General features: G+C 34.6%; 14 protein-coding genes and 2 riboswitches. Of the genes, 6 read left to right on the top strand and 8 right to left on the bottom strand.

Going from position 1 to position 12665, the window contains the following annotated elements; all coding sequences use genetic code 11:
- Window positions 1-10: 10 nt before the first annotated feature.
- The 4 genes from CO726_RS01910 to CO726_RS01895 all read right to left on the bottom strand — a co-directional run bounded on the left by CO726_RS01910 (window position 11) and on the right by CO726_RS01895 (window position 3645).
- Complete coding sequence (locus CO726_RS01910) at window positions 11-172, bottom strand: YvrJ family protein (protein WP_000393331.1); 162 nt, start codon at window positions 170-172, stop codon at window positions 11-13.
- 74 nt (window positions 173-246) lie between these two features.
- Complete coding sequence (mtnA, locus tag CO726_RS01905) at window positions 247-1302, bottom strand: S-methyl-5-thioribose-1-phosphate isomerase (protein WP_099683132.1); 1056 nt, start codon at window positions 1300-1302, stop codon at window positions 247-249.
- The gene (gene mtnK / locus CO726_RS01900) at window positions 1299-2477 is read right to left on the bottom strand and encodes an S-methyl-5-thioribose kinase (protein WP_099683131.1); all 1179 of its coding nucleotides are present in this window, start codon (window positions 2475-2477) and stop codon (window positions 1299-1301) included. The genes mtnA and mtnK overlap by 4 nt, the downstream gene beginning before the upstream one ends.
- Before the next feature lie 90 nt (window positions 2478-2567).
- A riboswitch (SAM riboswitch) is annotated at window positions 2568-2709 on the bottom strand.
- 72 nt (window positions 2710-2781) lie between these two features.
- Complete coding sequence (locus CO726_RS01895) at window positions 2782-3645, bottom strand: carbon-nitrogen family hydrolase (RefSeq protein WP_136699324.1); 864 nt, start codon at window positions 3643-3645, stop codon at window positions 2782-2784.
- Window positions 3646-3659: 14 nt separating this feature from the next.
- On the opposite strand from CO726_RS01895, the gene CO726_RS01890 reads away from it, so the two are divergent.
- From CO726_RS01890 to CO726_RS01865, 6 genes are all read left to right on the top strand, one after another.
- Window positions 3660-4838, top strand: a complete 1179-nt coding sequence (locus tag CO726_RS01890) for a pyridoxal phosphate-dependent aminotransferase (protein ID WP_099683130.1) — start codon at window positions 3660-3662, stop codon at window positions 4836-4838.
- Between the two features lie 64 nt (window positions 4839-4902).
- A riboswitch (SAM riboswitch) is annotated at window positions 4903-5010 on the top strand.
- 64 nt (window positions 5011-5074) lie between these two features.
- Window positions 5075-6319, top strand: coding sequence for a 2,3-diketo-5-methylthiopentyl-1-phosphate enolase (gene mtnW, locus CO726_RS01885; protein WP_098758596.1), 1245 nt, complete (start codon window positions 5075-5077; stop codon window positions 6317-6319).
- A complete protein-coding gene (gene mtnX, locus CO726_RS01880) occupies window positions 6316-6975 on the top strand; it encodes a 2-hydroxy-3-keto-5-methylthiopentenyl-1-phosphate phosphatase (RefSeq protein ID WP_099683129.1) in 660 nt (219 codons plus the stop codon). Before mtnW ends, mtnX begins: the two co-directional genes overlap by 4 nt.
- The gene (locus CO726_RS01875; RefSeq protein ID WP_099683128.1) at window positions 6972-7610 is read left to right on the top strand and encodes a methylthioribulose 1-phosphate dehydratase; all 639 of its coding nucleotides are present in this window, start codon (window positions 6972-6974) and stop codon (window positions 7608-7610) included. Before mtnX ends, CO726_RS01875 begins: the two co-directional genes overlap by 4 nt.
- Window positions 7588-8100, top strand: a complete 513-nt coding sequence (locus CO726_RS01870) for a 1,2-dihydroxy-3-keto-5-methylthiopentene dioxygenase (RefSeq protein WP_000057306.1) — start codon at window positions 7588-7590, stop codon at window positions 8098-8100. The genes CO726_RS01875 and CO726_RS01870 overlap by 23 nt, the downstream gene beginning before the upstream one ends.
- A 306-nt stretch (window positions 8101-8406) precedes the next feature.
- The gene (locus CO726_RS01865; RefSeq protein WP_000054667.1) at window positions 8407-8682 is read left to right on the top strand and encodes a hypothetical protein; all 276 of its coding nucleotides are present in this window, start codon (window positions 8407-8409) and stop codon (window positions 8680-8682) included.
- 50 nt (window positions 8683-8732) lie between these two features.
- Here CO726_RS01865 and CO726_RS01860 read toward each other — a convergent pair whose 3' ends face one another.
- The 4 genes from CO726_RS01860 to CO726_RS01845 form a co-directional block, all read right to left on the bottom strand.
- Window positions 8733-9065 carry a DUF3909 family protein gene (locus tag CO726_RS01860; RefSeq protein ID WP_099683127.1) on the bottom strand — a complete coding sequence of 111 codons (333 nt, stop codon included), beginning with the start codon at window positions 9063-9065 and terminating at the stop codon, window positions 8733-8735.
- 5 nt (window positions 9066-9070) lie between these two features.
- Window positions 9071-9949, bottom strand: coding sequence for an NAD(P)-dependent oxidoreductase (locus CO726_RS01855; protein ID WP_099683126.1), 879 nt, complete (start codon window positions 9947-9949; stop codon window positions 9071-9073).
- Window positions 9950-9953: 4 nt separating this feature from the next.
- Window positions 9954-11090 (bottom strand): serine hydrolase domain-containing protein, encoded by a 1137-nt coding sequence (locus CO726_RS01850; protein ID WP_136699322.1) that lies wholly within the window; start codon window positions 11088-11090, stop codon window positions 9954-9956.
- A gap of 87 nt (window positions 11091-11177) precedes the next feature.
- On the bottom strand, window positions 11178-12470 hold the full coding sequence (locus tag CO726_RS01845) for a GGDEF domain-containing protein (protein WP_136699320.1): 1293 nt from the start codon (window positions 12468-12470) through the stop codon (window positions 11178-11180).
- Window positions 12471-12665 lie beyond the last annotated feature (195 nt).

The raw sequence follows: 12665 nt of genomic DNA, 5'->3' as shown, positions 1-12665 counted from the left end.
AGAGCAAACTTTATTTTTTATCCCGAGGATCGTCATACTGTAGTAATTGCCGCGGCAACTTTTCTATTGCAACAATTACCCCATCTAATTTACTTTCAATTCGATGGAGTAAATATAATGTTACAACAATAGGAAACCCTACATTACCTATCATCTTGATCCACTCTTCCATCTTTCTCGCCTCCTTTCATTATATAAATAAGAGAAAAGAACACATTTAGGCATAAAAAAACAAGCTATTATGCATTAGCTTGTTTTTTCAAACAATGATGCAATTTCTCGCTTATAATCTCCACGTATAATACCTTTCTCAGTAATAATACCTGTAATTAATTCATGCGGTGTTACGTCAAATGCAGGATTATAAACATCAGTTCCAATTGGTGCCACTTGTTTCCCAAAAATTTTCGTAACTTCTGTTTCGTCTCTTTCTTCAATAACAATTTCAGTGCCTGTTTGTTTCGTAATATCAAATGTAGATAACGGAGCTGCAACGTAGAACGGGATACCGAAATATTTTGCTAATATAGCTAAATTCATTGTCCCTATTTTATTTGCTGTATCTCCATTTGCGACAATCCGGTCCGCTCCTACAATAATCGCGTTGATTTCTTTCGTTTGAATAGCATGAGCCGCAGTATTATCTGTAATAAGAGTCACATCAATATTTGCTTGCTTCAATTCCCACGTCGTTAAGCGGCCACCTTGTAAAACTGGTCTCGTTTCACACGCATATGCACGTAAATGTACACCTTTTTCTTTCCCAATATAAAACGGTGCTAATGCAGTACCATATCTAGCAGTTGCGATACTGCCAGCGTTACAAATTGTTAAAATGTTATCACCGTCTTTAAAACATGTTAAGGCATGTTCTCCAATACTCCGGCATACTGATTCATCTTCTTGCTGAATGAGAAGCGCTTCTTCTTCTAATATTTTTTGTGCTTCTTTTATTGTAGTAATTTCTCGAATCGATTCTCTCATGCGATTGATTGCCCAAAATAAATTGACTGCTGTCGGACGTGACGTACCTAAATAATTACAATCTCTATTAAACTTCTTTTGAAATTCTTCAATATGTAAAGTAGTATATTTTTTCGATGCAAGCGCCAAGCCAAATGCAGCTACAATTCCAATTGCAGGTGCTCCTCGTACTTCTAGCATGACAATACTTTTCCATACCTCTTCAATCGTCGTTAATGTTTTGTATTCTGTGCTATGCGGCAACTTTGTTTGATTTAATACTGCAATGGCATCACCTTTCCAACTGACAGACCTCGGAATAGTAACAATTGTACTCATGCTTTTACGCCTCCAAAAACCGTCTGTTGAAATAATGCCCGGAACAACTGAATATCAGCGTTCTTAGATTCATATTTTATTAGTTCTTTACCTAAAGATAACGCTTGTTTCTTAGCTTGAATTCTTGTTTCTTTATTTGTTATTTCATCTAAATCAGCTACATGCGCTAGGCCAATTGTTCTACGGATAAGCTCACATCCAGCAAATCCAACGGCATCTGTAAAAATATTTTGCAAAATAATTGGTAACCATTGTTTTTCTTTCGTATATGCTTCTACACCTTCTCCAATCCATAACTTTGTAAAAGTCTCTACAAAATAACTCCACGTCTTTTCTATATGGAAAAATAGTACACTTCTCTTTTCTTCTCTAGATAAAGCATTTAATAATAGATTTGCAATAAATTGACCTATGTCAAATCCAAATGGGCCATATGTCGCAAATTCTGGATCAATCACTTTCGTTTCAGAAGGTGACGAAAAAATACTACCAGTATGTAAATCACCATGAATAAGAGTTTCTTTTCTTGTTAAGAACTTATATTTATATTGTGCTACTTTTAGTTTTAAAGTTTTATCACTCCAAAGTTCATCAACCACGAGCTGTAAATCTGGCTCATAATCATTTGTATCATAATGTCCAAACGGATCTGTAAACACTAAATCCTCTGTAATTTTACAAAGGTCCGGATTTACAAAGGTACCTTCTAGTACCCTCTTCTCTTCTGACTGTAAACCAAAATCTGAAGTGTAAAATAAAACATGTGCTAGAAAACGACCGATATGCTGGGATAAAAGCGGATATTCTTCTCCGTCTATTAATCCTTTTCTTGTAATTGTTAGTCTTGATAAGTCTTCTATTACTGTTATCGCTAACTCTTCATCATGACTGTACACTACCGGCACATATTCCGGCACATACTTCGCAAAAATTTGTAATGCCTTGCTTTCAATCGTTGCTCTTTTTATAGACAACGGCCAGCTTTCACCAACTACTTTCGCATAAGGCAGTGCTTGTTTTATTATAATTGATTTCTCTCCATCATCTAATTTGAACACGTAATTTAAATTTCCATCTCCAATTTCATGACAAATGACATTTGCCTTCGCTTCAAAATAGCCATGATTTTTCGCATATTGTATAGCTGTTGTTTCAGTTAATGAATAATATCCCATCGTCTTCTCCCCCTTTTTAAATTCAGAGGTTTTTCTAACATAGAAAAACCTCTTTCCACTAAGAAAGAGGTTTGAAGTTTATCTTCTCCCCTCTTATCTGCCAGAAAGTAAACTTTCTGCTGGAATTAGCACCGTGCCTTTTGGCGTAAATAAACGCCCCATTTCACAATGGTATTACGGTCGGTTGCTGGGCTTCATCGGGCCAAATCCCTCCACCTGCTCTTGATAAGAGTTGTATAATTTTTTAGAATTTTTAACTTTATGTTGAAGACTATACCAAGAATAAAAATCACTTGTCAACATTTTATTTGTATAATTCTGGACGTCGATCTGCAAAAACTGGAATTCCTTTGCGTACTTCTTTAATTTTCCCGAATGTAAGCTCTCCAAATAAAATTGATTCTTCTCCATTTGCTTCTACAACAACTTCGCCCCAAGGATCGACAATTAAAGAATGACCGGCAAACTCATTATTTGGATCCTTTCCTGCCCTATTACATGCAACAACATAACACTGATTTTCAACTGCCCTTGCTTGCAATAGCAAACGCCAATGTGCTAAACGAACTAATGGCCATTCTGCTACAACAAATAAAACTTTTGCTCCTTTAGCAGTATGAACCCGCATCCACTCAGGAAAACGAATATCATAGCAAATTGTGCCGGCACACTCTACATCATCTAACTTAAATTCACCAGTACTATTTCCAGCGATTAAATATTTATGTTCATCCATAAGCTGAAATAAATGCACTTTACTATATTCATTGACTAGTTCTCCTTTATTAGTTACAACATACATTGTATTTGTAACACCTTGCTCTGTTTGCTTTGCTATAGAACCACCAACAATATGTACACCATATTGTTTCGACCATTCTATCAATTTTTCTTTCGTTTCCAATCCATCCTTATCTGCAATTTCAGAAAGCCTCGTTAAATCATAACCTGTTGTCCATAGTTCTGGTAGGACGATAACATCTGGTCTTTCCTTCATTGCTTCGCTTATTTTATTTTTAGCATTCTCAATATTTTTTTCTACATCTCCAAAGACAATATCCATCTGAATACATGCGACTTTCATTTTGTCAGCCCCATTCTTAATTTTTTCTTTACAAAATACTGGAAAGATTATATCATTTGTCACTAGAATTGTAACAACTTTCAAAAGAGGTGGAAAGTATGAAATTATTTCAACCTTCTGAGATAGTAACATCATTGCCAACACAATTTTTCGCTTCACTTGTTGCAAAAGTTAACAAAGTCGTTGCAGCAGGTCACGATGTTATTAATCTAGGACAAGGTAATCCGGATCAACCAACACCGCAGCATATCGTAAAAGCTTTACAAGATGCTGCCGAAAAGACCATTCATCATAAATATCCGCCATTTCGCGGACATGAAAGTTTAAAAGAAGCTGTGGCAACATTCTATCGACGTGAATACGGCGTAGAATTAAATCCCAAAACGGAAGTTGCCATTTTATTTGGCGGAAAAGCTGGGTTAGTAGAATTACCAGTTTGTTTTACAAACCCTGGCGATACCATTCTCGTTCCAGATCCAGGATATCCGGATTATTTATCAGGAGTTGCTTTAGCAAAAGCTCATTTTGAAACAATGCCACTTATTGCAGAAAATAATTTTTTACCGGATTATACAAAAATTGATGAATCTATTGCCGCGCGTGCAAAATTAATGTTTTTAAACTATCCTAATAATCCTACTGGTGCTACTGCATCAAAAGATTTCTTTGACGAAACCATTCATTTTGCTAATGAACATAATATATTAGTCGTTCACGATTTTGCTTACGGCGCTATTGGGTTTGATGGTCAAAAACCAGTTAGTTTCTTACAAGCAGACGGCGCCAAAGATACAGGAATTGAAATTTATACATTATCAAAAACTTTTAATATGGCTGGATGGCGTATTGCCTTTGCAGTGGGGAATGAAAGTGTGATTGAAACAATTAACCTATTGCAAGATCATATGTATGTTAGTATTTTTGGTGCAGTTCAAGATGCTGCCCGCGAAGCACTATTAAGTTCACAGTCTTGCGTAATAGACCTTGTAAATAGTTACGAATCTCGACGAAACGCTCTTATTTCAGCCTGTCACTCAATTGGTTGGAATGTAGACATTCCAACAGGATCATTCTTTGCATGGCTTCCTGTTCCAAAAGGATATACCTCTGAGCAATTTTCTGATATTTTACTAGAAAAAGCACATGTCGCAGTTGCTCCTGGTGTTGGATTTGGTGAGCATGGCGAAGGGTATGTCCGTGTTGGTCTCTTGCATACAGAAGATAGATTACGAGAAGCCATTAATCGAATTGATAAATTAAATTTTTTCAAAAAGTAATTGACAACATGAAAAATATCTGACAAAATTCAGTTATCTTAAAAATTTAAACATTTCTAAATACTTCTTATCAAGAGCAGGTGGAGGGACGAGCCCGACGAAGCCCGGCAACCGATCTACATAATTGTAGACACGGTGCTAATTCTCGCAGCGTTATGCTGACAGATAAGGAGCTGGTTGTAAAAAAACCTCTCCTTAGCTGAGAGGTTTTTTTATTTAACTAGGAGGTTATAACTATGAGCGGAATTATAGCGACGTATTTAATTCATGACGATTCACATAACTTAGAAAAAAAGGCTGAGCAAATTGCACTCGGTTTAACAATTGGCTCTTGGACTCATTTGCCACACTTATTGCAAGAACAATTAAAACAACATAAAGGCAACGTGATCCATATTGAGGAATTAAATGAACAAGAACATACAAATTCATATCTACGCAAAAAGGTACAACGTGGGATTATTAAAATCGAATATCCGTTATTAAACTTCAGTCCAGACTTACCAGCGATTTTAACAACTACATTCGGAAAGCTATCACTTGATGGCGAAGTAAAATTAATTGACTTAACTTTTTCAGACGAGTTAAAAAAACATTTCCCTGGTCCAAAGCTCGGTATAGATGGTATCCGAAACCTTTTACAAGTGCATGATCGTCCTCTTTTAATGAGTATTTTCAAAGGAATGATTGGACGAAATATTGGGTATTTAAAAACGCAATTACGTGATCAAGCAATTGGTGGTGTAGATATAGTAAAAGATGATGAAATATTATTTGAGAATTCATTAACACCACTCACAAAGCGAATAGTATCTGGAAAAGAAGTTTTACAATCAGTCTATGAAACATACGGCCATAAAACTTTATATGCCGTAAATTTAACAGGACGAACTTTTGATTTAAAAGAAAATGCGAAACGCGCAGTGCAAGCTGGTGCTGATATCCTATTATTTAACGTATTTGCTTACGGACTAGATGTACTACAATCACTTGCAGAAGATGATGAAATCCCAGTTCCTATTATGGCACATCCTGCTGTAAGTGGTGCTTATTCAGCATCGAAGTTATATGGAATCTCGTCTCCATTATTACTCGGAAAGCTACTACGTTATGCTGGAGCTGATTTTTCTTTATTCCCATCTCCATATGGAAGTGTTGCGCTAGAAAAAGAAGAGGCTCTCAACATTTCAAATTATTTAACTGAGGAAGATGCATTTTTCAAGAAAAGTTTTGCTGTCCCATCTGCTGGTATTCACCCTGGTTTCGTTCCCTTTATTATACGAGATTTCGGTAAAGATGTTGTTATTAATGCTGGCGGTGGAATACACGGACATCCAAATGGAGCGCAGGGCGGCGGTAAAGCTTTCCGTACTGCAATTGATGCTACTTTGCAAAATAAACCACTCCATGAAGTAGATGACATAAATTTGCATAGTGCACTACAAATATGGGGAAATCCCTCTCATGAGGTGAAATTATGAGTATTCAAGTATTTTGTGATTTCGATGGCACGATTACAAATAATGATAACATTATGTCCATTATGGAGAAATTCGCACCACCAGAAGCTGAAGAAGTAAAGAATAGAATTTTATCACAAGAGCTATCTATTCAAGAAGGTGTTTCTCAATTATTTCAATTAATACCTACTAATCTGCACGATGAAATTATTCAATTTTTAATAGAGACTGCCGAAATTCGGAATGGTTTTCATGAATTTATACAATTTGTAAATGAAAACCATATTTCCTTTTATGTTATATCAGGTGGAATGGATTTCTTTGTCTATCCACTCTTACAAGGACTCATTCCGAAAGAGCAAATTTACTGTAATGAAACAGATTTTTCAAATGAATACATTACGGTGAATTGGCCTCATCCTTGTGATCATCATTGTCAAAATCATTGCGGATTATGTAAATCATCACTCATCCGTAAATTGAGTGATACAAATGACTTCCATATTGTAATTGGAGATTCAATTACTGATTTACAAGCTGCGAAACAAGCGGATAAAGTGTTCGCTCGTGATTTCCTTATTACAAAATGTGAAGAAAATCATATTTCTTATACAGCATTTGAAACGTTTCACGATGTTCAAACTGCATTAAAACATTTGTTGGAGGTGAAATTATGAAACAACTTTTTCGTCAATGGTATGACTTAAGCGAGATAAAAAAAGAATTAACAACACGAAATTGGTTTCCAGCAACGAGTGGTAATATTTCTATAAAGGTTAGTCATGAACCACTCACTTTTCTCATTACAGCAAGTGGTAAAGATAAAACAAAAACGACTCCAGATGATTTTCTATTAGTAGATCATCTAGGGGTTCCCGTATTAGAGACTGAATTACGTCCTTCAGCAGAAACAATCTTGCATACACATATTTATAACAATACGAATGCCGGGTGCGTCCTTCATGTTCATACAACTGATAATAATGTCATCACAAATTTATATAGTGATGCCGTCACACTTCAAAATCAAGAAATTATTAAAGCTCTCGATATTTGGGAAGAAGGTGCAACAATTCACATTCCTATTATCGAAAACCATGCTCATATCCCAACGCTTGGAGAAAACTTCCGCAAGCATATACAGGGAGATTCGGGGGCAGTATTAATCCGTAACCATGGTATTACCGTATGGGGCCGAGATAGCTTTGATGCAAAGAAAAGATTAGAAGCTTATGAGTTTTTATTCCAATTTCATATAAAACTATTATTAATTCAAGGAGGCGTTTCTAATGGCGCAAATTCGTATTCATGAAATAAATACTCGCATTGAAAATGAGGTAGAAGTATCAAAATTTCTACAAGAGGAAGGCGTTTTATATGAGAAATGGAATATTTCCAAACTTCCTACTCATTTAAAAGAAAATTACTCATTAACAGATGAAAACAAAGCTGAAATATTAGCTGTGTTTTCAAAAGAAATTGCTGATGTTTCAGCACGCCGAGGTTATAAAGCACATGATGTAATTTCACTTTCAAATAGCACACCTAACCTTGACGAATTATTAATTAATTTTCAAAAAGAACACCATCATACTGATGATGAAGTTCGCTTTATTGTTAGTGGGCATGGCATCTTTGCTATTGAAGGCAAAGATGGAACATTCTTTGACGTTGAACTTGAGCCAGGCGATCTCATATCTGTTCCTGAAAATGCAAGACATTATTTTACCTTGCAAGATGATCGTCAAGTTGTAGCTATTCGTATTTTTGTTACAACTGAAGGCTGGGTTCCAATCTATTAAGGTAGTTAGTTGAATAAAAGGACTTGGACCCCCTTTTCCAACCTTTTATTCACTCTACATATATACATCCTCCTATGGAGCAGGCTTATTTCAAAAAATGAAATAAGCCTGATTTTTTATTTTCTCAAACATATGCGTCCTTCCTTTCAAAAGCGATCTTATCCTTCTATTTTTCAAGTGTATTTCTTAACAATTTTTGAACATTTATTGAACTTTTTTTGAATTTTTTCTGAAAATTCTGTTTTGTATATGATATACTACAATTAACTAAGAAGGAAAAAATATCGCAAACAGAGGGGGATAATCATGAGTTTACTTATCGCACTTATACTAGGGGTTACGTGTGGAGCACTTCCTATTATTCTAGGAGCTATTATGGAAGAATTAGAAGTTGGTGTTTTAGGTTTTGTTGCATCTTGTGTAAGCGCTTTATTTTTTGGTTTGTTCGGTGCTATTCCTATTTCAATTCTGTGTGCATTTTATATAATACGCCATGCTCGTACAAAACAATTTGGTCCTAATCACATCGCGCAAGTTATTCCATTCCCAATTGAACGATGCCGCCGTGCTTCTAGCTTATAATTATAAAATTAAATATACTTAAATAAATAAAAGTCCTCATTCGAGGACTTTTATTTATTTTCTTCTAGAAATTGAAACAATTCTTGTAAATGCAAGGCGTCTTCACTATAGCTAACCGATACGTGGCATATACCGTCAATCTCTGCTTGCATATAAAGGTCAACTCCATCTCGATCATATTTCAATGCTAAATAAAACTCCATCTCTTCTAGCATCTTTTTTGAAGTTCGAATAACGTAATGCCCTTCCTCATCTCTTCCATATTCGAATTTCGGTTCAAAATCATATTTTTGCTTAAAAGCTTCTTTTTGTTTTTCATTAATTTGTATACAAGTTGCTCGTTGTACAGCATCAATCATCTCATCAAATTTTTGAAGATCCATCTCATTTACCCCCTTATGTATTTTTTGTATAATACTTGTGTTCCGCTAGTCTCTTCCCCATCTTTCACTAGCTCTTCATACAATTCCTTCGCCAAACTTAAACCTGGTACTGGTAATTGCAATTTTTCAGCCTCATCTAAAGCAATCTTCATATCTTTCATAAAATGCTTTACATAAAACCCTGGTTCAAAATCTCCCTTTAACATTCGAGGAGCTAAATTACTTAATGACCAGCTACCTGCTGCCCCCGTTGAAATACTCTCTAATACTTTATCTGGATCTAGTCCAGCTTTTTTCGCATAGGCAACTGCTTCACATACTCCAATCATATTAGAAGCAATCGCAATTTGATTGCACATTTTTGTATGTTGTCCACTTCCAGCTAGTCCTTGCAACTGAATATTTGTTCCTAGTTTTTCAAATAACGGTAAACATTTTTCATATATTTCTTTCTCGCCACCGACCATAATTGCGAGTCTTGCTTCTTTCGCACCAACATCTCCTCCAGATACAGGCGCATCTAACGTATATATATTCTTACTTTTACCATTTTCATTAATACGTTTTGCTAATGTTGGTGTAGATGTCGTGAAATCAATTGCTATCGTGCCTTCATTTGCATTCTCCAAAATACCATCTATCCCAAAGTACACTTCTTCTACATCATGTGGATATCCAACCATAGTCATTACAACATCAACTTGCTTTACTAACTCTTTTGGTGTATCACACCAATTTGCACCATCTTGCACTAAAGAATCTGTCTTCGCTTTCGTTCTATTATATACATATACTTTATGACCATCTTGCATTAAATGACGCACCATACTTTTTCCCATTACACCAATACCGATGAAACCTATTGATAAATTTTTATTTTCCATTTTCTCATCCCCTTTGTTCTAATAAATCACTTACCATCTTTCGAAATTCTTTATTAAAATCATCATCCATACTGTTTTTCACATTTGAAAATAAAATAACAAAGGTCCCTTTTTCTTTATTAAAATTATTGAAAGTGTTCCAACCAGATAGTACACCATGATTATAAAAATAATCCGGGTATATATAAAAACTAAATGCATATTTTCGTTCTGATGAAGGTGAAAACATCGCTTGTATACTTTGTTCAGAAAGAAGTTTCCCATTTATAATCGCTTCGTCTAATTTCTTCATATCTCTAACTGTCGTATACATCTCACCGCATCCATATAACCAATCCATTAATAATTTCTGTGCAGGTTCAAGTACATTCTCTTTCTTTACATATCCTTTAGTAAAATACTGATCTCCCTCAGCCATATTTCCCATACCAGATTCATGCATCTCTGCTTTAGTAAATATATTTTCTTTTATGTAATCTCCTAAAGGTTTTTTTGATATACTTTCTATAATATAGGCAAGCACCATATAATTATAATCTGTATATCTCCAGCCTGCGCCTGGTGGAAATTCTAATGTTTGACTTCCAATCCAATTTACTAAATTTTTACGGGAAGCCGCATTCACTTTCCCTTTTCCACTTTCCGGTAAACCTGATGTGTGTGTTAACAAATGATATAAGGTGATATTTTTATCTACTGGAAAAGAGGGAATATATTTATTTACATTATCTTGAATATTTAGCTTCCCTTGTTCCTGCAGCTGCAAAATAGATGTAGCCACGACTGTTTTCGTAATAGAACCGACACGATATTTTGTTTGAGGCGTATTCTCTATCTTATTTTGAACATCAGCGTATCCATATCCTTTATTCAATATAACATGCTCTTTATCTGTTACTAAAACTGTTCCATTAAATTGCTTTCCTATTAAATATTGATCTAACTTTTGAGATATACTAGCATAATCAATTTGCTGTTCTTCTTTTTCTTCTATATTCTCTTGTACTTCCGATTCAATAATAGGATTCACATTAGTTGTTAATACAGTGCTTTCCTTTATATTGGTATTATAGAGAAAATAGTATACTCCACCACAAACTACAGCAGACAGCAAAGCCATCGTCACTATTTTTTTTATCATGTTGTTCCTCCATAATTCCTTCGTTCATAACCCCCATCTTCTATTATCAAACAAAAAAAAAAAATCGCAACAATTTGTTGCGAAAAATCACTTTTTTTCTTTTCTATATACACACACTTGATTTTTCCCATTTTTTTTCGCTTCATATAATGCAATATCCGCTCTTTGCATTAATTCTTCTCTTGTAATCCCTTGTTCATATAATGCGACTCCAAAACTCGCTGTTAATTTCGAAATCCCTGAGAATTGCTTTGTTTCAATGAAAAACCGTAATGATTCCGCAACCTGAAATGCTTCTTTTTCTACTGTATTAGTTACTAATATAATAAATTCTTCTCCTCCCCACCTTGCAAATACATGTCGCTGCTCCACTTTAGATTTCATAAGCTCTGCAAGCTGAATTAATGCTAAGTCACCAAAATCATGGCCATACGTGTCATTTACTGTTTTAAAATTATCTATATCAAATAAAATAAGTGCTATGTTTTCCTTGTTACGCATCGCATTATCCCATTCTGCCTCTAGTATTTGTTGGAACTTCAAACGATTATAAATCTCTGTTAACGAATCTATCATAGCAAGCCTTTCTTGTTCTTGATAGATTGTATCTAATTCTGTAATCTCTGTACATTTCACAATAAATCTTGATAAATCTTCTGGCAATTGTGTCGCACGCAATAAAAAGGTTGACACTTCCCCTTCATAATTGGACATCCTAATTCTTCTATCATATGATAATGTATCATCTAACCATGTTATATCATGAGTTGTTGAATAGTATCCGTTTTCTTTAATAAAATGTTCAGCAAATACTAAATGTTGCTCACGATAGGCAAACAAATTTTCATATCCGAAAAACTCTAAAAAATTTGTATTACAATCAACAATCTCATCGTCTTCTACTATAAATAATAGGTCATTTTGAAAATCAAACATCGTTTGAAGTAGTTCTTGTTGCAAACTTACTTGTCGTACTAAAGAAAGCTGATACAAACTCTTATTTACTTCCTCTAACACTATTTGTGGAGTCACAGGGGCTATCACAATATTACGTATTCCTAACGTAAGCACCTCTGCAAACTCGCTTGTTATCTGTTGATCCCAAATAACAATAAAAGTACTCTGTGGATTATACATATTTTTTATATATTTTATTTGAGAAAATTCTGTTACATACACAATTACAATATGTGGTTTAGTCCTCTGAAACAACAATTCCCCTTCTTCAAAACTATTTGCTATAAACATACATTTTGGATGGATATTTTCTATCGTTTGTTGATGTGTGCATCCATTTTCTATATAAAGGACATTTAACTGAAGATCTTGTAATACATTTTGGAAAACCGTATTCTCTAATAAAAAATGTAGTATGTTCATCACTAGTCTTCACTCACTTCATATATCTTGTTCTACTGAATTCCTCACAAACATTTTATAAAAGAATGTACTCTAAAAACTTTAATAAGTGAGGGATACATGTTAACAAGCTAATTGAGAATGTTCTCTTCGCTTTTTTACTCTATAAATTCCTTTTTTAGTGTATGATTATAGGAATTGTATCGTTTGTATGAA

It is taken from the genome of Bacillus fungorum (genome assembly GCF_002746455.1).
In the GTDB taxonomy this organism is placed as follows: domain Bacteria; phylum Bacillota; class Bacilli; order Bacillales; family Bacillaceae_G; genus Bacillus_A; species Bacillus_A fungorum.
Note: the sequence above shows the minus strand (reverse complement) of the source record. Positions and strands in the feature narration are given on the sequence as shown.

Bases quoted from the DNA above. Each gene is read 5' to 3' on its own strand.
- CO726_RS01910 (WP_000393331.1), bottom strand. From the start codon at position 172: ATGGAAGAGTGGATCAAGATGATAGGTAATGTAGGGTTTCCTATTGTT.
- mtnW (WP_098758596.1), top strand. From the start codon at position 5,075: ATGAGCGGAATTATAGCGACGTATTTAATTCATGACGATTCACATAAC.
- CO726_RS01855 (WP_099683126.1), bottom strand. From the start codon at position 9,949: ATGGAAAATAAAAATTTATCAATAGGTTTCATCGGTATTGGTGTAATG.
- mtnX (WP_099683129.1), top strand. From the start codon at position 6,316: ATGAGTATTCAAGTATTTTGTGATTTCGATGGCACGATTACAAATAAT.
- CO726_RS01865 (WP_000054667.1), top strand. From the start codon at position 8,407: ATGAGTTTACTTATCGCACTTATACTAGGGGTTACGTGTGGAGCACTT.
- CO726_RS01860 (WP_099683127.1), bottom strand. From the start codon at position 9,065: ATGGATCTTCAAAAATTTGATGAGATGATTGATGCTGTACAACGAGCA.
- mtnK (WP_099683131.1), bottom strand. From the start codon at position 2,477: ATGGGATATTATTCATTAACTGAAACAACAGCTATACAATATGCGAAA.
- CO726_RS01875 (WP_099683128.1), top strand. From the start codon at position 6,972: ATGAAACAACTTTTTCGTCAATGGTATGACTTAAGCGAGATAAAAAAA.
- CO726_RS01890 (WP_099683130.1), top strand. From the start codon at position 3,660: ATGAAATTATTTCAACCTTCTGAGATAGTAACATCATTGCCAACACAA.
- CO726_RS01845 (WP_136699320.1), bottom strand. From the start codon at position 12,470: ATGAACATACTACATTTTTTATTAGAGAATACGGTTTTCCAAAATGTA.
- CO726_RS01850 (WP_136699322.1), bottom strand. From the start codon at position 11,090: ATGATAAAAAAAATAGTGACGATGGCTTTGCTGTCTGCTGTAGTTTGT.
- CO726_RS01870 (WP_000057306.1), top strand. From the start codon at position 7,588: ATGGCGCAAATTCGTATTCATGAAATAAATACTCGCATTGAAAATGAG.
- mtnA (WP_099683132.1), bottom strand. From the start codon at position 1,302: ATGAGTACAATTGTTACTATTCCGAGGTCTGTCAGTTGGAAAGGTGAT.